This window comes from Alteromonas sp. ABE4_545 (genome assembly GCF_056161325.1).
Window position 1 is genome coordinate 96,351 of the sequence record NZ_JBSWYY010000011.1, and the last position, 24,410, is coordinate 120,760.

Annotated in this window: 21 protein-coding genes; 14 read left to right on the plus strand and 7 right to left on the minus strand. The window is 45.7% G+C overall.

What is annotated here, in order from left to right:
• Positions 1 to 41 precede the first annotated feature (41 nt).
• Positions 42 to 740: a pyrimidine 5'-nucleotidase gene (gene yjjG, locus ACXAH6_RS11940; protein WP_474877103.1), complete on the minus strand. Its 699-nt coding sequence runs from the start codon at positions 738 to 740 to the stop codon at positions 42 to 44.
• Positions 741 to 1,031: 291 nt separating this feature from the next.
• Between yjjG and ACXAH6_RS11945 the strand changes: the two genes are divergently transcribed.
• The 3 genes from ACXAH6_RS11945 to ACXAH6_RS11955 are packed head-to-tail and all read left to right on the plus strand — an operon-like array spanning position 1,032 to position 2,145.
• The gene (locus ACXAH6_RS11945; protein WP_474877105.1) at positions 1,032 to 1,337 is read left to right on the plus strand and encodes a DUF883 domain-containing protein; all 306 of its coding nucleotides are present in this window, start codon (positions 1,032 to 1,034) and stop codon (positions 1,335 to 1,337) included.
• Positions 1,338 to 1,371: 34 nt separating this feature from the next.
• The gene (locus ACXAH6_RS11950; RefSeq protein WP_474877107.1) at positions 1,372 to 1,848 is read left to right on the plus strand and encodes a hypothetical protein; all 477 of its coding nucleotides are present in this window, start codon (positions 1,372 to 1,374) and stop codon (positions 1,846 to 1,848) included.
• A 42-nt stretch (positions 1,849 to 1,890) separates the two neighbouring features.
• Positions 1,891 to 2,145 carry a hypothetical protein gene (locus ACXAH6_RS11955; RefSeq protein ID WP_474877109.1) on the plus strand — a complete coding sequence of 85 codons (255 nt, stop codon included), beginning with the start codon at positions 1,891 to 1,893 and terminating at the stop codon, positions 2,143 to 2,145.
• Positions 2,146 to 2,198: 53 nt separating this feature from the next.
• On the opposite strand, the gene ACXAH6_RS11960 is transcribed toward ACXAH6_RS11955, so the two are convergent.
• From ACXAH6_RS11960 to ACXAH6_RS11970, 3 genes are all read right to left on the minus strand, one after another.
• Positions 2,199 to 3,164, minus strand: coding sequence for a carbohydrate kinase family protein (locus ACXAH6_RS11960; protein ID WP_474877110.1), 966 nt, complete (start codon positions 3,162 to 3,164; stop codon positions 2,199 to 2,201).
• Between the two features lie 158 nt (positions 3,165 to 3,322).
• On the minus strand, positions 3,323 to 4,681 hold the full coding sequence (locus ACXAH6_RS11965) for a carbohydrate porin (RefSeq protein ID WP_474877112.1): 1,359 nt from the start codon (positions 4,679 to 4,681) through the stop codon (positions 3,323 to 3,325).
• A 145-nt stretch (positions 4,682 to 4,826) separates the two neighbouring features.
• Positions 4,827 to 6,029: an ROK family protein gene (locus ACXAH6_RS11970; RefSeq protein ID WP_474877114.1), complete on the minus strand. Its 1,203-nt coding sequence runs from the start codon at positions 6,027 to 6,029 to the stop codon at positions 4,827 to 4,829.
• Positions 6,030 to 6,218: 189 nt separating this feature from the next.
• On the opposite strand from ACXAH6_RS11970, the gene fucP reads away from it, so the two are divergent.
• The 7 genes from fucP to ACXAH6_RS12005 all read left to right on the plus strand — a co-directional run bounded on the left by fucP (position 6,219) and on the right by ACXAH6_RS12005 (position 13,856).
• Entirely contained in the window at positions 6,219 to 7,517 is a 1,299-nt protein-coding gene (gene fucP / locus ACXAH6_RS11975) for an L-fucose:H+ symporter permease (RefSeq protein ID WP_474877116.1), read from the plus strand.
• Between the two features lie 198 nt (positions 7,518 to 7,715).
• A complete protein-coding gene (nhaA, locus tag ACXAH6_RS11980) occupies positions 7,716 to 8,915 on the plus strand; it encodes a Na+/H+ antiporter NhaA (protein ID WP_474877118.1) in 1,200 nt (399 codons plus the stop codon).
• Positions 8,916 to 9,013: 98 nt separating this feature from the next.
• A complete protein-coding gene (locus ACXAH6_RS11985; RefSeq protein WP_474877120.1) occupies positions 9,014 to 10,186 on the plus strand; it encodes an endonuclease/exonuclease/phosphatase family protein in 1,173 nt (390 codons plus the stop codon).
• A complete protein-coding gene (locus ACXAH6_RS11990) occupies positions 10,186 to 10,827 on the plus strand; it encodes a hypothetical protein (RefSeq protein WP_474877121.1) in 642 nt (213 codons plus the stop codon). Before ACXAH6_RS11985 ends, ACXAH6_RS11990 begins: the two co-directional genes overlap by 1 nt.
• Positions 10,828 to 10,857: 30 nt before the next feature.
• Positions 10,858 to 12,291 carry a molybdate ABC transporter ATP-binding protein ModF gene (gene modF, locus ACXAH6_RS11995; RefSeq protein ID WP_474877123.1) on the plus strand — a complete coding sequence of 478 codons (1,434 nt, stop codon included), beginning with the start codon at positions 10,858 to 10,860 and terminating at the stop codon, positions 12,289 to 12,291.
• A gap of 171 nt (positions 12,292 to 12,462) precedes the next feature.
• Entirely contained in the window at positions 12,463 to 13,401 is a 939-nt protein-coding gene (locus tag ACXAH6_RS12000; protein ID WP_474877126.1) for an SPFH domain-containing protein, read from the plus strand.
• Between the two features lie 2 nt (positions 13,402 to 13,403).
• A complete protein-coding gene (locus ACXAH6_RS12005) occupies positions 13,404 to 13,856 on the plus strand; it encodes an NfeD family protein (RefSeq protein ID WP_474877128.1) in 453 nt (150 codons plus the stop codon).
• An 81-nt stretch (positions 13,857 to 13,937) separates the two neighbouring features.
• Here the strand turns inward: ACXAH6_RS12005 and ACXAH6_RS12010 are convergent, their stop codons facing one another.
• Positions 13,938 to 15,392 carry a M20 family peptidase gene (locus tag ACXAH6_RS12010; protein WP_474877130.1) on the minus strand — a complete coding sequence of 485 codons (1,455 nt, stop codon included), beginning with the start codon at positions 15,390 to 15,392 and terminating at the stop codon, positions 13,938 to 13,940.
• A 90-nt stretch (positions 15,393 to 15,482) separates the two neighbouring features.
• Positions 15,483 to 16,733 carry a helix-turn-helix domain-containing protein gene (locus ACXAH6_RS12015; RefSeq protein WP_474877132.1) on the minus strand — a complete coding sequence of 417 codons (1,251 nt, stop codon included), beginning with the start codon at positions 16,731 to 16,733 and terminating at the stop codon, positions 15,483 to 15,485.
• Between the two features lie 274 nt (positions 16,734 to 17,007).
• Between ACXAH6_RS12015 and ACXAH6_RS12020 the strand changes: the two genes are divergently transcribed.
• The 4 genes from ACXAH6_RS12020 (at position 17,008) to ACXAH6_RS12035 (ending at position 22,811) form a co-directional block, all read left to right on the plus strand.
• Complete coding sequence (locus tag ACXAH6_RS12020) at positions 17,008 to 19,323, plus strand: TonB-dependent receptor (RefSeq protein WP_474877134.1); 2,316 nt, start codon at positions 17,008 to 17,010, stop codon at positions 19,321 to 19,323.
• Between the two features lie 187 nt (positions 19,324 to 19,510).
• Positions 19,511 to 20,140 (plus strand): uracil phosphoribosyltransferase, encoded by a 630-nt coding sequence (gene upp / locus ACXAH6_RS12025; protein ID WP_474877136.1) that lies wholly within the window; start codon positions 19,511 to 19,513, stop codon positions 20,138 to 20,140.
• Positions 20,141 to 20,399: 259 nt separating this feature from the next.
• Positions 20,400 to 21,470, plus strand: a complete 1,071-nt coding sequence (locus ACXAH6_RS12030; RefSeq protein WP_474877138.1) for a GGDEF domain-containing protein — start codon at positions 20,400 to 20,402, stop codon at positions 21,468 to 21,470.
• Between the two features lie 315 nt (positions 21,471 to 21,785).
• On the plus strand, positions 21,786 to 22,811 hold the full coding sequence (locus ACXAH6_RS12035; protein ID WP_474877140.1) for a LacI family DNA-binding transcriptional regulator: 1,026 nt from the start codon (positions 21,786 to 21,788) through the stop codon (positions 22,809 to 22,811).
• A gap of 17 nt (positions 22,812 to 22,828) precedes the next feature.
• Here the strand turns inward: ACXAH6_RS12035 and ACXAH6_RS12040 are convergent, their stop codons facing one another.
• Positions 22,829 to 24,328 carry a tryptophan halogenase family protein gene (locus ACXAH6_RS12040; protein ID WP_474877142.1) on the minus strand — a complete coding sequence of 500 codons (1,500 nt, stop codon included), beginning with the start codon at positions 24,326 to 24,328 and terminating at the stop codon, positions 22,829 to 22,831.
• Positions 24,329 to 24,410 lie beyond the last annotated feature (82 nt).

Genomic DNA, 24,410 nt, shown 5'->3' on the forward strand with positions numbered 1-24,410 from the left:
TAACGAAGTCAAAGCTGCGTACGTTCCCGACGCAGCTTTTTTTATTCACAACCCAGTTTAGTGAGCAGTTGTGTGTAATCTGAGACAATCAGATGGGGTGTAATGCCTTCAGGCGTAACGGCCTGAGAGGGGTTAAACCAGCAGGTATGGAAGCCTGCATTCAGCCCGCCTTTTACGTCTGAATGAGGGTTGTCGCCAACCATTAATACTCTTGATTGGTGCGGTCTTCCCATTTTATCCATCGCAGCATTAAATATACCTACATCGGGTTTTGCTACTCCTACTTGTTCAGAAATGATGACAAATTCAAAGTGCTGCTGAAAGCCCGTGCGAGCGAGCCTAACTTGCTGCAGTTGGGTAAAGCCATTGGTAATAATGCCGAGTTTTACATGGGGTTGTAAGGTATTGAGTAGCGTTGTAACCCCGGGTAGTGGCGCACAAATTTCTGCCATTGCATCGAGAAAGTCACGATTGAGTTGTTTGGGGGTTATGTTTAGCCTTTTTCCCAAATTCTCGAACCGAGTAACTTGCAGCGTTTCAGCGTCTATTTCACCGTTTTGATAACGATCCCACAGCGGTTTGTTAACGGCTTGATAGTGGCCATAGTCTTCTTCACTAAAATACAAGTTATGCTTAGCCAACATGCGTTGAAGGCCTGAGAACGCATCGAAATGAAACAAGGTTTCGTCTGCGTCAAATAATATCCAATCGAGTTTATCTAAGGTGGGGAATACGTACAAAGGACGGCCTCAATAATCATACTTGAGCTAAGGATCGCATACACACCTTCAAGTGCAAAGTGGAATTCGATAGAGCAGCGAATATCCATGAAGGATTTACAACCTCACCGTGCAGTAATTACGAAATGGTGAGTGCTGTTGTTATCCGTATTTGTATATAAAATCACAGGAGTTTTTGAAAATATGTTTTAAAACAGTTGGTTATTTTTGTTTTTACATCTTGGTATAGCCATTGCTCATACTCTAATGCGAATTGAAATATTGTTAATCTACGAAAAATAGGAGAGCAAGATGGCAACGGCAAGTCAAAAATCAAACAGCAAAAACACGAGTTCTCACCCAGTTACTGACAAAGTGCAGGACTCACTGCACGATTCTGTCGACACTGTAGCAGGTAAGGCTGCTCAGGCAGAATCGTCTATGCGTGCGAAAGCCGCTGAAACAGCTGATAACATGACGGAAAGAAAGCGTATTGCTCAAGAGAAGTGGGAAGGTTCCGCCGTTCGTAAATACGCCGTAGAGAACCCCATTGCGACGGCAGGTCTGGCATTTGCGGCTGGCATGCTGGTGACTTCTTTGTTGAAGAAATCTAAATAAGCCATGTGGTTTTGTGCGCTATAGGAATAAGACGATGACTACATCACATAGTGAGCGTCAGGCAACCCATGACCCGACTGCATCTGCGCAGTCGGGAGAGCCTATAGGTGAGAGCGATACTCAAAGCTTCACTGGACCAGAAAAAACACCGTCATTAGCTCAAGTGTGGTCGTTGTTCCGCACAGCCTCGCAATCGAAGCAAGCTGAATGGATGGCGCAGTTGAATTTAGTGGAGTCGGAAGCAACAGTGCTGAAACAATCGGTGATTGTCACTGTACTGTCGACGCTTGCGGCGTTTTTTTTCGCTTGTTGTGTATGGGTGGCTTTGAATGTTGCGCTTGCTCTGGCGTTAATCTCTTATACAGCGCTGGCTCAACCTTTCATTCTATTACTCTTAGTTGCACTGAATGTGGGGGCATGTGTATTAGCAATATTAAGTGCTAATAGTGCTTATCGGCACTTATCTATTATGCCACTGTTCAGGTCAGCCATAGGCAAGGTAACCACATAAACTGGGCGCTATAAGTGGATTGACGGCAAGGAGTCTGATCAAATGAATATATTTATGCGTAAAACGCTACAAGCACGTGCTAAAGCGCGGGCTGAATTTATGCTGACTCAGGCTGTGAGTCGTGATGTGTCTACTGAGGCGAAACACAAAGCTGCGTTATTGATTACGTCTGTGAATGGGTTAGCCGTGTGTTTTGCGGCAGGTATGATCAAAGCATGCACTCGTAAACCTGAGCACAGAGGCCGTAGAAAGGCCTTGGTGAAATTTGCACGTACAGCATTATTTCAACTGACCTAGTGGGACGTTGTCGCCCCACTAGTTTACCTGCTGACGGTTAGGTCGGTAGGTTATTATTCGGCGTTTAAGTCGGCAGCAGTGGGTAGTGCGTCAAACGCACCATAGTGTCGAACAGCATGCGCACCACATTGAGTGGCAAAGCCGAGAGTTTGCATAATACTCTCGAAATTACCGGCCCATTCAACAAAGCTGGCTTTGTCTGTGACTTGTTTCGATAGCAGTGTTAAAAAGCCGCCTACAAAGGCATCGCCTGCTGCGGTGGTGTCGATAGCTTGCACATTCGGAGTAGGGTAAGTACCGTTTAAGTCTTGGCAGTAAAATGCCACAGGCTCGCCGCCATCGGTCATCAATACCAAAGACACGCCACTGTCTAACCACATTTGAATTTGCTGTTCACAACCTTGCTCACCATAAAGCTCGACTAATTCCTCTTTACTGGTTTTGATAATATCTACGTGCTTGGCGAGATCGCTGATAAGTTCAGGCGCTAAGGCGGCATCATCCCAAAATGCGGGGCGCAGATTAATGTCTAAGCATAAAATGCTTTGCGCTTGTTTGAATTTATCAATTGCCGCAGCGGTAACAGGGCGCAAGCTCGGCATAGATACAGAACCAGAACAAAAGCTAACAATACGCGGTTGGTCAAACAACCCATCAACAAGGTCAGATTCGTGTAGATCTGTGTGCGCCGCATTATCAATATAAAAATCAAACGAGCGCTCGCCGTCTGCATCCAAGCCTACAAATGCGAGGGCGGTTTTGCCCTTTTCTGAAAACTGGGTGAATGTGGTATCTACGCCATACTGTCCAAGCGTTTTGAGTAGGTATTCACCAAACTGATCTTTACCTAATTTACCAAATAAAAAGCTCTCACCACCGAGTTTAGCCACGGCAACCGCCACGTTTGCAGGCGCTCCACCGGCAAACTTGCGAAAGCTCTCATTGGTTTCATCAATACCAGGTTGCCCTTTGGTTGATAACATATCAATTAAGGCTTCGCCCATGGAAAGTACTTGCATGATTCTTCTCTATCTAAGCCGTATTACCGTATAAAAATACACGCGCAATACGAGGTATTAACAATTATGTGAACGAAATGTAGGGCAAATGGGTTAATAAATCAATATAGTTTATTTAAAAACCCATTTACCAAGGGGTGTTATACAGCTTAGTTGCGTTATAAGCCCATTAATCCGCGTAAGTTAATGTCGAAGCGCAAGCCTATGACCACCGCATCATCGAGTGCCTCTGTACGTTCCGGCTGTGAAAACTGATCCGGGTTGATGATGTAGTGAATGTTGGGCTGTACACGCACATTGTCATTTACGTATATACCATAACTGAGTTCGAGCATGGTTTGGCTACCCGCGGGTCTGCCACTGCCGCCATTTAGCGCTCTTGCTAGACGCTGGTTTTCAAGTGCGTTATGGCTGTAATACTGGCGTGTGATCACAAAGCCAATTGAGTCATTGTCGCGATTTGAAAACGTACCGCGTTTAACAAAGCCGGCTTTATAGTAAAAGTCTTCAATGAGTTCGCCAGAAGTGCCCGTTAACAGCGCACCAAACAAGGTTAAGCTGCGTTTACTGGTTGGGTAGGGTCGGGAGACAACGTGCTCAAAGCGGGCGAATACTCCAGAGCGACCATTGAGGGTAGCATAGTCGTTGTTGGTCACTACCGCATAATCACCCGCTTCATCGTAGAGTGGGTCTGCGTAGTCGGCACTGTCATACCAGCCGCCAATTTCGTAGCGTTTAGGGTAGCGATCATTGTCCCAAGTTGTTTGATAGCCCAAGGTCACTGGCACGATAACACCGGTAGAGTCACCTACGCTCCAGTCAAAACCATGATCGCCTTTGCCTTGATGGGCGGTGTTTTCTTCGTAAACACCTGCGTGAAAGTACAAGTTGTCAGATAACCAGTACTGTGCATGAGCGCCCCAGCTCGATACTGGCCACCAAGTGAAGCTACTGGTGCGGAATACGAATGTGGGGTTGCCGCATGCCGAATTGGTTTGAAAATACTGGCATAACTCCGACCCCAAAAAGCTGATATTTGCTACCGTTCGGCCCGCTTCGACTTGTAATTTGCCGTCTAAAAAAGTCGATGCGACAGTTAATCGGGCCATACGCGTGTTTTGACCACCATATATTTCTTGTACTGACGTGCTGTTGCCAATGTGGGTTTCGGCGAGGTTTTTACCGTGTCGATTGGTAAAGGCAACGTGAATTTGCGTATTGCTCCAACCTAAGGCTTTTTCCAAATCAATGTCGGCACCAACAAATAACTGTCCCGCATAAGCACTGCCTCTGCGCGCGCCGCCTTCTACAATACTGGCCGCTTCACCGGTATACCCTAGTTGCCAGTTAATGGGCGTGTTATCGGCCGACGCTGCATGTGCGTGTAGGCTTGTGCCGAGGGTTAACGCCAGCGCGACAGCAGGCGCAATAGCGCTTTTCTGGGGGCGAAATGTAAGGGTTACTAACGAAAGAAACCCTTTTTGTATCAACGAATAAGTGGCTGAAAGAAGTTGCATATTCCGTCTCTTAAAGTTGGCGTAAATGGCACGTTAAACATCTGCGCGCACACTTACACTGCGTTAACAGTCAATTCAAAGATGACGAAATGTAGAGGAGTTGAATTAATAAATCAACTTTGTTTATTTAATTTTATTTGCATTGTTAAACACTGTATTGAGCCAGAAGTGGAAGGTTGGCGCTGCCAATAGATTGCGCTTTTTCACCAATGCTACCTTCAAACACAGCGAGGGTACCTAACCCCCGTTGGTCTATCTCTATCAACTTGGCTTCACAAGTGAGTACTAACTTTTTCTTTATTTCTGCGGGTAAATTGCCTTCGATCACTACACCGTCTAAATCAAGGATCGCATGGGCGCTAATGGCGGCATGGGCTAAACCCTGCGCAACTTCTTCAATCCAGACTTCAATAGCAGTATGGGTTTGTGGCCAATAGGCGGGACTATTGTGCAGAAATTGGGTGTCGATATTCTCTGCCTGTAATTGTTTTTCCAGCGTATAGAGTGAAGATTGGTCAAGCAGTTGCTGATGATTCGCTTGATGGGTAAAAGGCAAAGAGCCAATTGCCCCGGCGTTACCTTTTCGGCCTACGTGTAATTGTCTGTCGAGTACTAATCCACCACCTAAAAAGGTGCCAACAAAACAGTATAAATAGTCGTTTAATTGGGTGTTCTTACCAAACCAGAGTTCGGCTGCACATGCGGCAGAGGCATCGTTACACAACATCACGGGTAAGTCGGTGTGACTCTGAACTAACGCGGGTACATCGGTATTTTGCCATTGCGCCAGTTCAGATTCAGGCGCATTGGCTTGCTCGCTCCAACGCCATAGTTCGAATGGCATTGCGACACCAATTCCACTTATTCTTTCTTTATTAGCTTGGCTAAGCGTAGAGGTAAGTGCTCGCAAACCTTTTTCAGTAAATTGATTGAGTTTAGTAATGCTGGGGTAGCACCATTGTTCTCGTAAAGTGGCGCGCACAGTGCCGCAAAAGTCGATTAAGGTAAGCTCCATACTGCGACGACCGATTTTTAATCCAATCCCAAACGCGCCTTCAGCATTGAGTGAGAAAGGCACGGTAGGTTGACCTACACGGCCACGTTGAGGCGCACCTCTACGCAATAACCCGTCATTCTCCAGCTTATTGATGATCACGGTGACGGCTTGTGCTGACAGCCCGGTTTGTTTGGCAATCGTCGCTTTAGGCAGTTCGTGTTGCTGACGAATCAAGGTCAGAATGCGACGTTCGTTGAGGGCTCTGAGGCCCGATTGGCCTTTAGCGGTTTGAGTGGCTTGTTGCCATGCCGAAGGAGTACCTTGTGCTTGTGGAGAATGCGGATGTGTCATAAGTGATTGTTTTCAAATTGAGTAAATCAATTTGGTCATTACTATTTGTTTTTAACCTGCATCGCATAATTGAAAAAACTACTGCTAAAGTAAAGTAAAAATAATAAATAACTAATGTTGATTTATTGACAGGCCAAAAGTTTGTTGGTTAAATGCCTTAACTTTATATTTACAACAACAGGTGTCGTCGTGCAGGAAAAGCCGTCTCTGGTATCGAAAGATACGCTTTTACCTTTTATTTTGTTAACGATCTGTTTTGCCGCTTGGGGGGTTGCTGCCAACATGACAGACCCACTAGTGAAGGTATTCAGTAAAATTTTCACCATGTCTTCCTTGCAATCGGCCTTAGTCCAGTTTGCTTATTACGGCGCATATTTTTGTTTGGCAATTCCCGCCGCCTTGATCAATCAACGCTTTTCCTACAAAACCGGTGTTCTTACTGGGTTAGGGTGCGCTGCAGCAGGGGCTTTCTTGTTTTACCCAGCTAGCCAAACAATGACGTATGGTTTTTTCCTGCTAGCTCTGTTTGTGATGGCGGGTGGCTTGTCGATTCTAGAAACGTCTGCAAACCCTTATGTTATGGCAATGGGTTGTGAAGGCAGTGCAACACGACGCTTGAATTTGGCCCAGGCATTCAACCCGGTGGGAACGAATTTAGGGGTGTTTTTGGCCGCATCACTGATTTTGCCTAACTTGAATCAAGCTTCAGCTGAAGAACGCGCGGCGATGTCTGTGACGGAGTTGAAAAGTGTTGTTGGGGCTGAGTTAGACGCGGTTATGTTGCCCTACGTGGGAATGGCATGTGTATTGGTTGTGGTTTGGCTCGCCATCGCGTTTATGAAAGCGCCAATTAAAGAGTCGACTAAAACTACAGACACATTGCATTTGGGCTCATCGCTAAAACGACTACTGGCTAACCGCCATTATCGTTTGGGCGTATTAGCGCAGTTTTTCAATGTGGGGGCACAAACGTGTGTTTGGACCTTCACCATTCAGTATGTGATGGAAGCAATAGGCGGCAATGAAGTAAAAGGCGGTGAAGTGCTGCAATACAGCATGATCGTATTTTTACTGTCGCGTTTTGTTATGACCTGGATCATGCAGTATTTGCGACCGGCTCGTTTGTTAATGGTCATGGCACTGGTTGCAGTAGGGTTATGTATAGTAATGATGCAATCACCTAACCTTGTTGGCGTAGTGGCATTGGTGTCTATTTCGGCGTGCTTGTCTTTGATGTTCCCCACTATTTACGGCATCGCGTTAGACGGGCTAGGGGAAGATACTAAGCTAGGTGCGGCAGGTTTAGTTATGGCGATCCTAGGCGGCGCTATCATGCCTTTGTTCCAAGCCGCTATCATCGACAATTCAGGTATTGTGCCTTCGTTTGTTGTGCCTGCTATTTGCTTCTTATTGGTCGCTGGATACGGGCTGTTTGATGTTCGCGTTGCCAAAAAAGTAGCGGCGCGTGTATCGGTGGCGATGTCGTAATGTGATGATGTGAATTCACGTACCATTTTGAAAAGGCGATGTGATTCATCGCCTTTTTTATTGTGCTTGAGCATCTTGAAATTGTGGTGAATAGCACTTTTCTCTCGTGATGTCAGGGCCGATTTCCGATCTAAAACGGCAAATTAACGTATACTTGACCTATGTTTTCGAGTTTTATGTGCGTAAACAGGAGAGTCTATGAGTTTGCATTTTTTGAAGAATTTCTTCAAAAACGATTCTGCAAGTGGCTTGTTATTGATGATGGCAACGGCTGTGGCACTGCTCGTTGCGAATTCCCCTCTTTCTCATTGGTATGATGTACTGGTTGATTTACCCGTTGCCATTAAAGTGGGTAATTACGAAGTGGCCAAGCCCCTGTTATTGTGGGTGAACGACGGCTTGATGGCTGTGTTTTTCTTTCTAGTCGGGCTTGAGTTAAAGCGTGAATTACTTGAAGGAGAGCTTTCATCGCCGGGCAATATTGTACTGCCTACTGTTGCTGCGATTGGTGGGATGGCGGTACCAGCGTTGATTTATGTGGCTGTATGTTGGAATGACCCTATTGCCCTAGAAGGTTGGGCAATCCCCGCCGCTACTGACATCGCCTTTGCAATAGGGATAATGATGCTGGTCGGCAGCCGAGTGCCCCCCGCACTCAAATTGTTTTTGGTGTCGCTCGCTATTATTGACGACCTTGGCGCTATCATCATCATTGCTGTGTTTTACACTGATAACATCGATACTGTCCCTCTGATTATTTGTTTGTCTTGTTTACCCATATTGGCGTGGATGAATGCCAAAAACGTCACCGAAACCAGTCTGTATATTCTTGTGGGGGTGGTGTTGTGGAATGCCACGTTAAAGTCGGGTGTGCATGCAACTTTAGCCGGCGTTGTACTGGCGTTTTTTATCCCGCTAAAAAACAAAAAGAAATCTGAAAAAAGCCCATTGCGAGATTTAGAAGAGAATTTACATCCTGCGGTGTATTTTGTCATTCTACCTATATTTGCGTTTGCCAATGCAGGGATAAGTTTCGATGGCATGGGAATGAATAACCTAACTAACCCAGTTACATTGGGGGTTATTTTAGGTTTGTTCTTCGGTAAGCAGCTTGGCGTATTCGGCTTTAGCGTGATTGCGATAAAAGCGGGTTTTGCCAAATTGCCTAAAGGCGTAAATTACAGTCAGTTGTACGGCGCGGCAATCTTGTGCGGCGTGGGTTTTACCATGAGTTTATTTATTGGCTCACTGGCTTTTGAAGGTGGCAAACAGCAGGCGTTTAACGACGAGCGTTTGGGTATATTAATTGGGTCGTTTTTGTCGGCTGTGGTCGGGTACTTCTTGTTGAAGAAGGTGTGCGGAAAATCTGAAAAACACGCCGACAAGCAGTTAACCTAGCGCTTTACACCATTGGTCGAATTTATCGAAAAGACAGACGAAAAGTTGTCTCGCATTGTGTGAAATCAGTTACCATTAACGTTTTTGCGGAACTTACTATGCGAGTCAACTTTACCGCTTTGCTATTGTCAGTGCTGATAGCAGCCAATGTTCATGCCGAAGATGTATTGCGTGTGGCCACATTCAACGTAAGCATGGAGTCTACCAACTACCTTGATAGCAAGGGCACGCCTTCGTCTGAGGTTTTGGCGACTGAACTAGCGTCTGGCACCAATAGCCAGATAAAAAATATCGCTGAAATTATTCAGCGAGTTAATCCCGACATAATGTTGTTAAACGAGTTTGACCTGTTGCCGCAGGCTACAGGTGTTGAGGCATTTCAAAACAATTACCTCGCGGTTTCCCAGCAAGGGCAAGCGCCCATTTCATTCCCGTATTTCTACATCAATACTGTTAATACTGGTATGCCAACGCCCTTCGATTTGGACAACAATGGTAGCAAAGAAAGCTATGGTGGTGACGCTTATGGTTTTGGGTTATACGAGGGGCAATACGCTATGGTGGTGTTGTCTAAATACCCGATTGAAAAAGAGCAGATAAGAACACTGCAATATTTCAAATGGAAAGACATGCCAGGCGCGCAAGCTCCAATTTCACCCGCGACCAAAACACCATGGTATAACGAAGAAGAGTGGGCTAATTTTCGTTTGAGCTCTAAATCACATTGGGATATTCCGGTGAACGTGAATGGAAAAACCGTTCATGTATTGGCCATGCACCCTACGCCGCCTACATTTGACGGTGATGAAGACAGAAACGGGAAGCGCAACCATGACGAAATTCGTTTAATGGCAGACTATCTCACCCCAGGCAATAACGCTTATATCTACGACGATAATGGGGTGAAAGGGGGCATGAGCAAAGCTACGCGATTCGTGTTGGTAGGTGATTTTAATGCCGCAGATATGGGCGATAAGCATCGCCCTGATGTTATAGAACAACTCACTCACAGCCCGCTGGTTAACAGTTCAGTGGTCCCCGTTAGTGAAGGGGGGAGTGAGTCGAGTGAAGCCAGCTTCAGCGACCGATTTACTGCCTATTGGGGAGCAAGAGCGGATTACGTATTGCCATCCCGTTACGGTTTTGAAGTAAAAGATGCAGGTGTTTTTTGGCCTGCCAAGCAAGATCCATTGTATCGCTTGGTCAAAGATCGCAAAGCCAGTTCTGATCACCGCTTGGTATGGACTGACCTTGTTATAACTACCAAGTAATGAGTTTGTATCATTTATTGGGCGGCATCAGTGCCGCCTTATTTTTACTGACATGGTATGGCTTGGGTCGGCAAGTGTGGCAAATTGAACAACGTCGTCTTGCTGGAGAGTCGCCTATACAAAATTTGTCGGTGAATCAGTTTGCATCCAGCTTTTTTGCCTTTTACGCCAACTTTGTGTTTGGTATTGCGGTTGAGCCGTTTAATCATTATTTGGTGTGGACGCGTTTCGGCGCATTGGTGCTTATTTTATTCGTGTTATTTCGGTTGTTTCAGTATCGCAATACTCGGTTTGCCAGAATTGTATTTATGTTGGCCTTATTGGCTTTTGTTGCCGGTTTAGTGTCGATGGCATTTCGCCCTTATCCCGGTATGGCGAGGATAGGTGCGAATATGATGATGCTAGTGATCACAGCCTTGCTAATTCAAGGCACCTTGCACCAATGGTGGGTAGTGAGAAAAAGCCAGCATGCTGGGGCTTTATCTCCCTCATTGTTTGGCAGTATTTTAATTAAAGACGTCAGCACCCTTGCGTTTGCCTTAACAATGCCGTTGGAACAAGCGTGGCCACTGCTGATTCTGAATGGCGCCAGTGTTGTAACAAGAGGCATGCTGTATATTGAACTGAAACGATATGCCTAGTTGCCAGAATCAATCAAAAAAGGACCCCATGTGATTTCACTTCATCAGGTGCAATGCCAATTGCGCAAAGACTACACATTATCAATTGATTCACTCATTATCGAACAGGGCGAGCATACGGTTGTTTTGGGGGCGAACGGAAGCGGAAAGTCTGCACTGGCTGCTTTACTTGCGGGCGAGGGGCGCTGCACCGGCCAAGTAAAGCTAAACAATCACTGCGCGTGGGTGAGCGTGGCTCAACAACAAGCGGTGATTGAACAAGAGCGTAAAAAAGACAGCGCAGACATTTTGGATATAGTGCCTACGCCGTCTACCGTGAAAGAGGTTATCCTAGGTGAAAAAAGCGAACCCTCTGCCTTATCTGCCCTGGCGCAAGGGTTTGGTATAGCGCATCTGTTAACAAAGCCTTTCTTGTCGCTCTCTACAGGAGAAACCCGTAAAGCATTACTCATTCAAGCTATTTTGTCTGAGCCTGAGGTATTGATTTTAGATGAGCCTTGGGATGGATTAGACACACAAGCCATTGCCCATTTAGATTCGGTTCTTGAGTCACTCAGTCATCACGTTACTTTGGTGCTTATTATCAATCGCTTGTCTGAAATCCCAGTCTACAGTCAAAAGCTGGTATATATGGATGCTGGCACCATTGGATGGCAGTCTGAACACCGCCAAGTGGCAACGGCTGACATAGAACATATTCGCCAGTTAGCGCATATTCATGACGCCGTACACACGCTTCCGCCACGTGATAAAGAGCGCAGCGCGCCCGAACTTGCAGCCAACATGCCTATTGCCGTACTTAACAACGGCCATGTTCAATATGACGAACGGGTGATATTTACAGCGTTATCTTGGCAAATTAATAAAGCTGAACATTGGCAAGTGGTGGGGCCGAATGGCTCAGGTAAAACCTGTTTGCTGAGCATGCTAACAGGCGACAACCCCCATTGTTATACCAATGACCTCACTATTTTTGGGTATAAGCGAGGTTCTGGTGAGAGTATTTGGGATATTAAACAACATATTGGCATTGTGTCTTCTGCTTTGCATTTGCAATACCGCGTAAACTGCTCATTGAGTCAGGTTATTTTATCGGGCTTTTACGACAGTATTGGGTTGTATCAACAGCCCAGTGATGTGCAAAAGCACTTGGCCCGGCAATGGATAGATGTGATGGCATTGGGTAAGCACATGGATACGCCGTTTCAGTCGTTGTCGTTTGGGGATCAGCGCTTGGCGTTGATTGCACGGGCGATGGTGAAACATCCGAGCTTACTTATTTTAGATGAACCTTGTAATGGCCTTGATGAACTCAACCGTTTAAAAGTATTGGCGATGGTGAATCTGTTGGCTCAGCAAGGCGAGACTACAATTCTGTATGTGAATCACCATGCAGAAGACAAAATAGAGGCCATTCAGCAAGTGTTAGATATGCGTGATTATCAGCCCAAACCTGGCATTTGAGTGCCCTTGTCACATTTGTTGACAAAAAAATCGACTTAGTTGCAATTTGCCACAGCGGTGGAGATTGCTAAGCCAGCGCGCTCTTTATATAGTGAAGGTTGTTGTCATACACAGGTGTGTATGTAATCGGCCTATTTGTGAGAGTGGGTCGCACTGAGAAGGAAGTTAATTATGGATATGATACTAGAGCATTTGCTAACGCCACAGGTATTCCTGTTGGTTTTTGTCATTGTTGTACTGAAAGTTTCTATTAAATTTGTACCGCAGAACCGCGCTTATTTGATTGAACGATTTGGAAAATACCAATCCACAAAAGAGGCCGGTTTAAATTTTATTGTGCCTTTTATCGACCGTGTCGCAGCAGACCGATCACTGAAAGAGCAAGCAGTTGACGTACCCGAACAAAGTGCGATCACAAAAGACAACATTTCACTGCACGTGGATGGCGTGCTTTATTTTCGTGTCCTCGACCCTTACAAAGCCACTTATGGTGTAGACGATTACGTCTTTGCTGTTACCCAGCTGGCGCAAACAACAATGCGTTCTGAGCTTGGTAAAATGGAATTGGACAAAACTTTTGAAGAGCGCGACATGCTAAACACTAACATTGTTGCCGCTATTAACGATGCCAGTGGCCCTTGGGGGATTCAAGTGCTTCGTTATGAGATTAAAGACATAGTGCCGCCTAACTCTGTGATGGAAGCGATGGAAGCACAGATGAAAGCCGAACGGGTTAAACGAGCTCAAATCCTAGAGTCGGAAGGTGATCGCCAAGCCGCAATTAACCGCGCCGAAGGTGAAAAAGCGTCGGTTGTTTTGGCTGCAGAAGCAGACAAGCAAGAGCAAGTGCTGCGGGCTGAAGGTGAGGCAAAGGCAATTATTGCGGTAGCCGAGGCACAAGCTGAAGCGTTGCGAAAAGTCGGTGAGGCGGCAGATACGTCGGAAGGGCAAAAAGCGATTCAACTCGATTTGGCTACTAAAGCGATTGAAGCGAAACAAGCCATTGCTAAAGAGTCTTCGGTAGTGTTGTTACCCGATGGTAGTACTGAAGCGAGTTCGTTGGTCGCCCAAGCCATGACCATTATTAACCGCATGAATAAGCAGGCCTAGTTATGTGGTTTACTGAACATATGCCTCAAGTTTTACTGGCTGCAGGCTTGGGATTATTGGCGATAGAAGTCTTAATTTTAGGCTTTGCAACCTTCTTCTTGTTGTTCATAGGTTTGGCGATGATCATAACAAGTGGGTTGCTGTATATCGGTATTTTGCCCGAGTCTTGGCTGATGGTGTTACTGGCCGTTGCCATTTTAACGGGTATTTTTGCCGTGCTGTTGTGGAAACCGCTGCAAAAAATGCAAAATCACGTTGATAAAAAGCCCGTTACCAGTGATTTAGTTGGGCACTCGTGGTTACTCACTGCGGATATTTCTCCTGAAAATCCCGGCCAGTATCAATTCTCTGGGGTTCAGTGGAAGGTGTCTTGTGCCCATGCAGTCAGCGCGGGTACCAAAGTCGAAGTGATTGAAGCGAACGTTGGTGAGTTTATTGTTAAACCTGCAGCCTAGCGGTGAACTACACAAGAACAAATAGCCCTCTATATGAGGGCTATTTGTGTCGCTAGGTCTGAAATAACGGGTGCTTGAGGTTTATTGCATCATTAATCGGGTGTAAAAAGCGACGGCGTCAACCATGTTTTTTTCGTCAATGCGTTCGTTAGTGCCGTGAAAACCTGACAAGTAAGCCGGCGTTAAGGTCATTGGGTTAAACCGATAGGCGTTGGTAATCTCTGAGTAAGATCGGCTGTCAGTTGCGGCAATGGTTAAGCCTGGTGTAATAATAACGTCGCCGTGAACATCACGAGATACCGCTGCAATAGAGGTAAACCCATGTGTGTCGGTAGCCGCAATATTCGACGGGGTAAAAGCTCTGATCGTGTTGATCGTTACTCTAGGGTCATTAATGGCGTTGTTTACCCAGGAAATTACATCGTCTACCTTGTCGCGAGGGTGAATGCGGAAGTTAATTTTTGCGGTTGCTGAAGCCGCTAATACATTGGCTTTTACACTGCCTGATAACATAGTGGGGGCTGTCGTAGTGCGCAGCATGGCGTTGCCTGCTGGTGATGTTGACAGCGAAGACTCAATGAGGGGTTTGAACAACCATGTATTGGCAAATAACATGCGTTTGGGAAAGCTCATGTGTTTGGCAATATTGCTATACATTTGTTCACTCAGCCCATTTAGGGCGCCGGGCATGGGAGCATTTTTTACGTGAACAATGGCTTCAGCCAATATACTTACGGCGGTGTCTTGTGGCGGCATTGAGCTGTGGCCCCCTTCGCCTTTGGCAACTAATTCGATGGTGAGGTAGCCCTTTTCCGCAACATTAATACTGGCTACGCGCTTGTCTGAACCGGGTACCAACCCATCGAGGACAAACGAGCCTTCATCCAATGACCAAGCCAATTTAATGTTGTGCTGAGAGAAGTAATCAGTCACAGCTTTAGCGCCTTCTTTACTGCCAATTTCTTCATCGTGAGTTAGCGCAATATAAGTATCTTGTTGTGGTTGAAAGCCTTGTTCGAGTAACAGGGTAACCGATTCCATTAAGGCGATAGCAGCACTTTTATCGTCTAACGCGCCACGGCCCCAAATAATGCCATTTTCCACTACACCAGCAAAAGGCGGATGTTGCCACGTACTTTCAGTGCCGGGGTTAACGGGCACAACATCGTAGTGAGCAGAGAGCAACACTCCGGGTGCTGAAGGGTTTTGGCCTTGCCATCTAAACAGCAAAGTAAATGTATTTAATGCCGTTTTATCGAGTTGAGAGTGAACCTCAGGGTAGGTTTTTTCCAGCCAACTGATAAAAGCATGAAAGGCTTGTTGGTCTCGGTCGTCCAAGTTGTCGTGTGAGACAGTTTGAAACTGAATGGCTTCGGATAAGTGGCGAGATAGGGTTGTGGGGTTTGGCGTTACCTCCAACGGGAGCGATAGTGTCGACGTATTGTTTTCAGGGACGAACTGGAGCGTTCGAATGATGATAATACTAACAAGCAGCACGCATAGAGTAGCAAGTGCGATGAGTCCTTTTTTTATCATGTGGTTTATTTCCTCAACGGGTCATAGTGTTACACCACATATAAAAGACTTTGCTTTACTTGGCTTCCGAGTTTGCAAAGTGAGAGGAAATTAGTTGGCCGGATAGGGTTTTTCTGAGGTTTGATACTGTGCGCGAAATTGGCGAGGGGTGTATCCGGTTGATTTTTTAAAGTGGGTGTAAAATGTTGAACTGGAATTAAACCCTGCTTGATAGCCGATATCGGTAACAGAGAGGTGGTTGGCGTCAATTGCACATAAAAGGCGAGAAGCCTCTTCTATACGCATAGCGTTGATGTAGTCATAAAAGGAAAGGTTAGCATAGCCGTTGATTGTTTCTGACAAATGATTCACCGACACATTCAGCTGTTTGGCGAGCGATGAAATTTTTAAACCTGGTTCAAGATAAGGTTGCTCTTGCTGCATAATGGTTTGCAGTTGTTGCCAAAGTTGAGCAGCACAGGATTCGGTGAGACTCGAGGTTTGGTATTTTTTGGTTTTGGGTATGGCGCTGGCGGCTTGCTCAGTCGCTGTATGGTCGTGCTCTGTTTGCGAGGCGGTAACATCGCTGGCTTGTATCACTGGAGCTGGCGTTTCTTGATGATCATAGATTTTTTTCTGATGAATACCGTACTTTGCAAACAGAAAAATACTGATGAATGGCCCAAGAGCCTGAAGGTGACCACCTCTAATGGTATGGCTCATTCCCATTTCTCGTGAAAGATCTGCGCCAATAGCAATTAGGGTGAGAGTTAACAAGCACCACGCCGCACCTTGCAGCCAACGCAAGTCTAAGCCCTCTAGCGTTGAAAAGTGGGCTTTTATATTGGCTTCATGTGGGTGCAACCAGCGCAAAGCGAGCAAGGTATAGCTGACAATTGAAACCCATGCACCGACTTTATGCCAAAACCGATGCCGCTGTATTTCACTGCAATCAATGTGATGACAATCAAAATACAGCCAGCTTTCGGGGGATAAGGGTTGTTGGCTTATCCATAACAACGCAAACAATAGCGCAGGTAAAAAATGGAGGCTTTGTTTGTGCCGCCACTGATAATTGGGGTCGCATTGATAACGTGTGTAGAGGTATAAAAAGGGGCCGTAAAGCATTTGTAACGAGATTAAGGTGTAAATTTCGTTACGCCAGATTTCGCTCTCTTTTTTAACAACAAAGCCAATGGCTAATAGCGCCGTTGTTGCACTAATGAGTAACATAAAACGCTTGGCCGTTGCGTCTGCATCACCACGCCACATATTCAGCACAAGCCCACCTAAAAAAGCGACGGCAAGGAGAATAAATAAACTGGATGTGTGCAAGGAGAGCTTGTCGCTCAAAAACGGCATAATGACGTCCTCTACGCTTTGATTATCACTACTAATGTAGGGGATGTAATCAATATACTGCTTTTTGCCACAAAATCACCTCTTTTCCCCGCTTGATTTACACCAATTTTGTGTTTTTCGGTCTTCGTTTTTTCCTAATTTGCAAATTCGAAGTTTTTATTTGCTTATTTCACTGCGGTTTTGCAAATCAGGAAGTCTGGACGTTGCTTGCTAGTTATAACCAACATGCACTGAATAAAAGTTAATCAGCAAACAATAACAACGGAATCCGACAATGCACACAACAAGTATGAGAAAGCGTATGGGAATAGCAGGGCTTTTTACCTTGCTCCCCATGCATGTAGCCGTGGCGCAAGCGATTGAAGAAAAACAAAGTGAGACGCAGGCTTCGTCTTCACTGCAAATAGAACAAATTATGGTAACAGCGCAAAAGCGCGGCGAAAACTTGCAAGAGGTGCCATTGGCCCTTTCGGTCATCAGCAACAAAGAACTCGAACGCGAAAACCTACAAAACTTCCAAGACATTCAATACTCTGTTCCCAATTTGAGCATGGTAACGACCACCCCTTTCGCCACAACGGTGAATATGCGAGGAATTCCGTCTAACCCCAATGGCGTATTTAATTCAGGCACTAGTCCCGGTCTTGGTATTTACGTAGACGGTGTCGTATACGCCCGTGCAACCGGGTTTAATCAAGAATTGAGTAATGTTGAGCGGGTTGAAGTACTGCGTGGTCCGCAAGGCACCTTGTTTGGTCAGAATACCAATTTAGGGGTAGTGAGTATCACAACAAAAAAGCCGTCGGATATTACCGAAGCGAAGGTGAAACTTGATGTGGGCAATTATCAGCTAAAAAGGGCTAATGTGTATGCCAGTGCGCCGCTAATTGAAGATACTTTGGCGGCCAGTATTAGTTTGTTTGGTGTGAAGCAAGATGGGTATGTTCGCAATCTTGCGGATGGCAAAGACCTGGGAAGCCAAGACCGAAAAGGCGGGCGGGTACAGGTGCGTTATACCCCCACAGATAACCTCACGGTCGACATAAATGCGGAAATGCTCAAAGGTAAAAGTACACCGCCGGCAGTAAGCTTAACCGGGTATGACCTCGGCTTGGGGTATATTGGGTTGCTAGGCCAAGGTGCTACACCGGAACAATTTATTACGTCTGATATTCGCGAGGCTTACGCGAACAGTGAGCGCTATTTCTCTGATCGCGACAATTGGGGAGTCGATGCCACGGTTTCTTATGTGTTCGACAGTGGATATGAATTGAAGTCGATAACAGCACAAAAAAATTATCAGTCGTTACTGGGAATGGATACAGACTCCACCAGTGTAGATCTTAATTACAGCCTAGAGAGTGAAGACAACAAGCAGTTTACTCAAGAGTTGCAGTTGATATCGCCAGCCGAAGATGATTTGCGTTTTGTATCTGGTTTGTACTTTTTGCGTAATGAAGCAATAAACCAGCAGGCGTTTATGACGGGCACCGGCATTTACGGCATACCAACAGGCTTACCAGAGGGGTACCCTCAGTCATTGAACTTATTGCCCGGTGCCGGAGTGCAATTAGATGGCTCTCTGACGACCAAGAGCAGCGCTGTATTTACCAATATTACGTACGATTTTACCGATAGTTTAAATGGTTTTATTGGTGTGCGTTATTCCGAGGTTACCAAAGACATGACCTTTGCCCAAGATGGATACGAAACCACCTTGGCCGGTGTGTATCTTCTGGACTATATCGACATTCCAGAGTCGGCCCAATCGCAAAAAGATGACTTTATCTCTTGGACCGCAGGTTTGTCGGCAAACCTGGTCAAAAATGTGAATGTTTACGGCAAAGTGGCGCGAGGCTTTAAAGAGGGCGGATATAGCTTTAGGCCGCAGTCAACGGCTTCGATAGGTGGCGATGCTAATAACCCTCAGATTGATTTCGGGCGTGAGCAAGTGACCAGTTATGAAGTGGGAATGAAAAGCGATCTGCTAGACCGCAGAATGCGTTTGAACTTGGCCCTGTTTTATCTGGATTATCAAGATATTCAAACTCGCGTAGTGGACGACAATGGCGTGAACCGTGTGGTTAATGGTCCTTCAGCCGTGAGCCAAGGCGTTGAAGCAGAGCTGCGCTATCGACTAACAGAAACGCTAACGTTGAGAAGTACCATTGGTTATGCCGATGCAACCTTTGGCGATTTTTCCAATTGCCATGCGTCTGATGACTGTACAGACAATCAACTACCTGGGGCGGCGAAGTGGACCAATACGGTTGCCCTGAATTATTTGGATAGCTTCTATGACCACTGGGAAATCTTCGCTGGGGTCGACTATTCTTACCGCAGTAAAATTCAGAGCGATGCGCGAAATCTCACTGCGACAGAGCTCGACAGTGATCACCGTGTAAACGCTCAGTTGGGCGTGGTGTCAGATGACGGTCAATGGGAAGTGATGTTGTGGGCAAAAAATTTGCTCGACGAAGAAACTAAAGTCAATAGAACCGACAGTGCCACGTCTTCGCTTAGCTTTGCTGATACCCTGTACGCCATGCCACGCACATTTGGGCTGAGCGTAACCTACACTTATTTCTAACGCGTGTTGTGTTGGTTTCTTTTGGGCGCCGTATGGCGCCTTTTTTGTGCCGTAATAAAAATTGGACCATTAGGACAACTAATTTGCTATTTATTGAATAAAATCAATAACTCAACTGATTTTATCTCATTAAGCAAAGAAATGGCGTATGATGAGGTAATCAGCGACAGACTATAAGGACCCTCTCATGGCCGTACATGAAATTACCCACCCGTTAATTCAGCATAAAATTGGTTTGATGCGTGAGGCTGAGATTAGCAGTAAAGATTTTAGAGAATTGGCCAGTGAAGTGGGTAACCTACTGACCTATGAAGCCACCCGTGAACTAGAAACCGAGCAGGTTGATATCAAAGGGTGGACAGGTGAAACACTACAAACCCGACGTATTAAGGGTAAGAAAATCACTATTGTTCCCATACTTCGTGCAGGCCTTGGCATGCTCGATGGGGTGATGAATTTGATCCCCAATGCCAAGATCAGCGTAGTGGGTTTATATCGCGATGAAGACACCCTTCAACCGGTGGCGTATTTTGATAAAGTAGTGAAAGATATAGATGCCCGTACGGCGTTAATTGTCGACCCGATGTTGGCGACAGGTGGCACCTTGATCGCAACAATTGATCTGCTTAAACAAAAAGGTTGTGAACATATCATGGGGTTGTTTTTGGTGGCGGCACCAGAAGGAATTCAGGCAGTGGTTGATGCGCACCCTGATGTTGATATATTCACCGCCTCCATCGACGATCAACTTAATGACCAAGGTTACATATTGCCTGGATTAGGTGATGCCGGTGATAAAATATTTGGTACCCGTTAATCTCGGTAGCCAGTGCTTATCACTGTTTTTTGCGGTTTTGTTGGTTTTTTATTCAATTTCGTGATGATTGTGCCGATATACTCTATGTTATTATCTAGCCAAATTTTGGAGCCGTTGAGGAAAAACAGTTTTCCAAAATTAATGTTAATTTGATAGTTTCACGCTGTATGGAATGCAAGAGTACAGCAGTTTCCACCGCGTTCCGAGATGAATAATCTGAAGACCTGTCCAGCCTGAGATAGGGCGTTCAGGAGTGGTGATGAAAATAAATATAATAAAAACACATTCAGCTAGTGCAAATCATAGCTTGGTAAAGACCCTGCTAGGGTTGTCGTTTTTGATAATGTTAGCAGGCACTGTTATTCGGCCGATAATGACCGATTTACCACTAGTGTTTACCGTACTCGGCACGGTTAACCTGGTGCTCATTAGCATTGCTTTTATGATTGTTCGCAGTTGTCGATTCCCCGATTTTGACGTACCTATCTTAATTGCATGTGGCATGTTAGCCGTAGTGCCTTTGTTGTTTATCTCTGGTGGCGTTCTCAGCCAATTTGCGTTTTTTCTGCCATTATTCCCTGTTATCACCGCCTTGTTAGGGGATAGAAAAGAAACCATTGGTATTGCCTTAATCGTTATTTTATTGATTGCAGGCATGTTATTTAAAGCCGATATCATCGAAGACTTTACCGGCGACAAACGCGCTATCGATAAAACATTATCGGCGGGTTTATGGTTAATACTGGCAACCATTTCGGGCACTTGTGTGGGGATTATTTATCAACGCCGTACACGAATGTTACGCGAGCAGTTAGAGAGTTTGGCAGAGCGAGATCCTCTCACAGGGGTACTCAACCGACGTGGTTTTTATTCTCGAATGACCGCTGAACTCTCCCGCGCTATCCGCGATCATCAACCTCTTTGTTTACTGTTACTCGATATTGACCATTTCAAACGTATTAACGACCAGTTTGGCCATGATGCGGGCGACAAATGCTTGGTAAATGTTGTAAATTGTTTAAACAGGCTATTGCGCAAGAGTGACATCATCTCGCGTTTTGGTGGAGAAGAGTTTATTGTTGTATTGCCTAATAGTAGCCTAAAGATGTCAACTGTGCTGGCAGAAAGGTTGCGCTCATGTGTTGCGTATCACGGTGATCCAGATTTTCCCGTTGCGATTACAATGACCATTGGCGTCGCGTTTTTTGATGGTGAAGAAAGTCTGAATGCACTGATAAAACGGGCTGATGTTGCCATGTATGAGGGAAAAGCCACAGGAAGAAATAAAGTGGTGATTGCACCCTCATCTGCAGAGAAAATCACCAAATAGGTACCTTTCCGTTATAGTACGGCTATACTTAATCGATATTGTTGCGCCGTAAAACCCTTTTTTCGTACTTTTTCGTGCATAAAGACGTAGTTAAACGTTTTCCTTGTTTGAATTTATATGCGTATAATTGCATAAAGATGAAAAATACCCCTCTGGTTAGCATTAAACGTTTAAGTTTGGGTAAGTCGCTAATTTTCATTGGATTTAATTGTTAAAAAAATTGTAAACTTTAGGTGTGGTTTGCAGTCCAATATGCATACTTTCTTGCTGGTCAACAATAACCAATAATAAGCCAGGGCATAGCGCCAGATTACTATGAAGAAGTCAAAATTAACTCTTAAAGATGTCGCCAATCAATTAGGTGTATCTACCGCCACTATTTCCAATGCGTTTAATCGCCCAGATCAATTGTCGAGTGCCAAGCGCACAGAAATTCTCGCTGCCTGTGAGCGTATTGGTTATCACGGCCCTAATCGTGCCGCACAGATTTTGCGAAAAGGGCAGTCGAATATCGTCGCCTTGGTGCTGTCTGACAGCATTGATTACATTGTCAGCGACCCCGTTGCCAGTACCTTTATTCAGGGCGTAACACGTGAGTTACGCGACCAACAAAAGCATTTGTTGTTGTATGCTGGCGATTCAGCTTCGATTCGAGATGTCAGTGATTTTGTTGACGGGTTTATTTGTTATGGTGCGCCTCGGAATGATGCGCTGGCGATGGAAATTAACGCGTTAGACAAACCTGTTGTTACCGCCGACTTTAACTTGGAAGGGCGCCCGTCGGTGAACATTGACAATGAACAGGCGGCCTACGATATCGCGAAAAATGCAGTGAAGCCTGGTGATCACGTCGCAATTTTGGGGCTTAGATTAATTGACGCCCCTACAACGTGTCGTATTTACGACAGCGCGCTTTTTGATGTAGAGCGGTCTATTTCTCACCGACGACTAGATGGCTATTTACGTGCATTGAAAGAACAAAATGTCGATATAAGCCATGATTGGATTTGGCATATTCCAGAAAGCGGTGGTAATTTTTCTGTTCAGGCTGCGCGTGAGGTACTGACGAGTAGCCCACGTCCCGATGTCATTTTGTGTATGAGCGACATTATTGCACTGGAACTGATCCAATGTGCATTGAGCATGGGGATCAAGATCCCGCAAGATATTAAGATCACAGGGTTTGACGGCATTGATGAGGCCGCCAGAACACGCCCTACGTTAACCACTGTATGCCAGTCGAGTTTAGAAAAAGGCCGGAAAGCCGCGGCGCTGTTCCTAGCGAATGATAACCAATCGGTTACGTTGGAATACGAAATCAAGCCGGGTGAAACGGCTTAGGCCGCTTTTCTCCTGTGTTAACCCACGTACTGCGATATAAATTTGTCGTGAGGCAGCATGCTCGCCAATGGTTGTGCCTTGGCGTGCTTGATTTTCTCCATCATCGCCATTAATTCTTCTTCAGGCACGGCGTCTGCAGAGGGGTGATAGTCTGTGGGCTCGATACCTTGTCCCATCATCACTTGCACCCATGATGCGTCTCTGAATATGTCGTTAGTGTCGTTAAATACCGCTGCGGTTGCTTGAAAGCTCTCTATTTTTTGAGCCAATCGCGTTGGAATGTGTAATTCGCGCATGTCTTTCCAAAATGCAGAGTCATCTCGTTCGTTCAAGTAATAGTGCAAAATGATGAAGTCGCGCACGGTTTCAAATTCTGCTTTCGATTCAGCGTTATACATATCAACCACGCTAGGGTGAATAGCCTGGTGTGGAAACATTTTCAAAAGCCGGACAATTCCAGACTGAATCAAATGAATGCTGGTGGATTCGAGTGGCTCTAAAAAACCACTCGACAAACCAATAGCCACCACATTTTTAACCCATTGCTGTTCTGCTCGCCCTGTCTTAAAAGTGATTTTTCTCGGCTCATCGAGTAGTGGTTCATGAAGGTTGCTTTTGAGTTGGTTCAGAGCTTCGTCGTCTGAAATATAACCCGAACTATAAACAATGCCATTGCCATTGCGATGGGTAAGGGGTATCCGCCATTGCCAGCCGACAGCGTGAGCTGTGCTGCGCGTGTAGGGAGGAATGAGTGGGCTTTTTTCTGACGGAACCGCAATCGCGGAGTCTGCCGGTAACCAATGACGCCAATCGTCGTATTTGACGTTTAAAGATTGCTGCAACAGCAATGAACGCGTTCCGGTACAATCAACAAAAAAGTCACCTTGAATCTGTGTGCCATCAGTCAACTGTAACCCTGTAATATGCCCATTTTCAGCAGACTGCTGTACGTATTGTATTGTCCCTTCAATGCGTCTAACGCCCGCCTTCTCGGCCAGTGTACGCAGAAACTGCCCATACAATGCAGAGTCAAAATGATAGGCGTAGGGCATATCGTAAATGGGATTTTGGGTTTGAATTTTATTAAATACGCCTTGTTGGCAACACAGGTAGTTGAGATCGAAATCCCATAGAGAGTGCTGTAGCCCACATTGCTTGGCTTTTATCCAGTAATGTTGAAAGGCACTAAAGCCGACATTCGTTCCGGGAGCGCCAAACGTGTGAAAATAGCTGCTACCAATTGTGCGCCAATTTTCAAACTGTATAGCCAGCTTTATAGACCCTTTGGTTGCCTTCAGAAACTCACGTTCGTCAATACCAAGAAATTGATTAAAGGTTTGGATCGGCGGAATGGTTGCTTCACCCACCCCGACTATACCGATATCGGCAGATTCAATCAGGGTTATGTTGATTGATTGTGGCAGTACTTTGCGCATCAATGCTGCGGTCATCCAACCTGCGGTGCCGCCACCGGCAATGACCACGTGTTTGATTGGTAAACTTGACGTTCTTTCCATTCACACCATCCGTTAATGAGCGCTATGCTTTGAATTTAGTAAAAATTATTAGGAACGCAATAAAAAAGGCCTCTGTGACTCT

Excerpts from the sequence above, each read along its gene's own strand:
- ACXAH6_RS11945 (WP_474877105.1), top strand. The coding sequence starts at position 1,032 with ATGGCAACGGCAAGTCAAAAATCAAACAGCAAAAACACGAGTTCTCAC.
- ACXAH6_RS11950 (WP_474877107.1), top strand. The coding sequence starts at position 1,372 with ATGACTACATCACATAGTGAGCGTCAGGCAACCCATGACCCGACTGCA.
- ACXAH6_RS11955 (WP_474877109.1), top strand. The coding sequence starts at position 1,891 with ATGAATATATTTATGCGTAAAACGCTACAAGCACGTGCTAAAGCGCGG.
- ACXAH6_RS11960 (WP_474877110.1), bottom strand. The coding sequence starts at position 3,164 with ATGCAAGTACTTTCCATGGGCGAAGCCTTAATTGATATGTTATCAACC.
- ACXAH6_RS11965 (WP_474877112.1), bottom strand. The coding sequence starts at position 4,681 with ATGCAACTTCTTTCAGCCACTTATTCGTTGATACAAAAAGGGTTTCTT.
- ACXAH6_RS11970 (WP_474877114.1), bottom strand. The coding sequence starts at position 6,029 with ATGACACATCCGCATTCTCCACAAGCACAAGGTACTCCTTCGGCATGG.
- nhaA (WP_474877118.1), top strand. The coding sequence starts at position 7,716 with ATGAGTTTGCATTTTTTGAAGAATTTCTTCAAAAACGATTCTGCAAGT.
- ACXAH6_RS11985 (WP_474877120.1), top strand. The coding sequence starts at position 9,014 with ATGCGAGTCAACTTTACCGCTTTGCTATTGTCAGTGCTGATAGCAGCC.
- ACXAH6_RS11990 (WP_474877121.1), top strand. The coding sequence starts at position 10,186 with ATGAGTTTGTATCATTTATTGGGCGGCATCAGTGCCGCCTTATTTTTA.
- ACXAH6_RS12000 (WP_474877126.1), top strand. The coding sequence starts at position 12,463 with ATGGATATGATACTAGAGCATTTGCTAACGCCACAGGTATTCCTGTTG.
- ACXAH6_RS12005 (WP_474877128.1), top strand. The coding sequence starts at position 13,404 with ATGTGGTTTACTGAACATATGCCTCAAGTTTTACTGGCTGCAGGCTTG.
- ACXAH6_RS12010 (WP_474877130.1), bottom strand. The coding sequence starts at position 15,392 with ATGATAAAAAAAGGACTCATCGCACTTGCTACTCTATGCGTGCTGCTT.
- ACXAH6_RS12015 (WP_474877132.1), bottom strand. The coding sequence starts at position 16,733 with ATGCCGTTTTTGAGCGACAAGCTCTCCTTGCACACATCCAGTTTATTT.
- ACXAH6_RS12020 (WP_474877134.1), top strand. The coding sequence starts at position 17,008 with ATGCACACAACAAGTATGAGAAAGCGTATGGGAATAGCAGGGCTTTTT.
- upp (WP_474877136.1), top strand. The coding sequence starts at position 19,511 with ATGGCCGTACATGAAATTACCCACCCGTTAATTCAGCATAAAATTGGT.
- ACXAH6_RS12030 (WP_474877138.1), top strand. The coding sequence starts at position 20,400 with ATGAAAATAAATATAATAAAAACACATTCAGCTAGTGCAAATCATAGC.
- ACXAH6_RS12035 (WP_474877140.1), top strand. The coding sequence starts at position 21,786 with ATGAAGAAGTCAAAATTAACTCTTAAAGATGTCGCCAATCAATTAGGT.
- ACXAH6_RS12040 (WP_474877142.1), bottom strand. The coding sequence starts at position 24,328 with ATGGAAAGAACGTCAAGTTTACCAATCAAACACGTGGTCATTGCCGGT.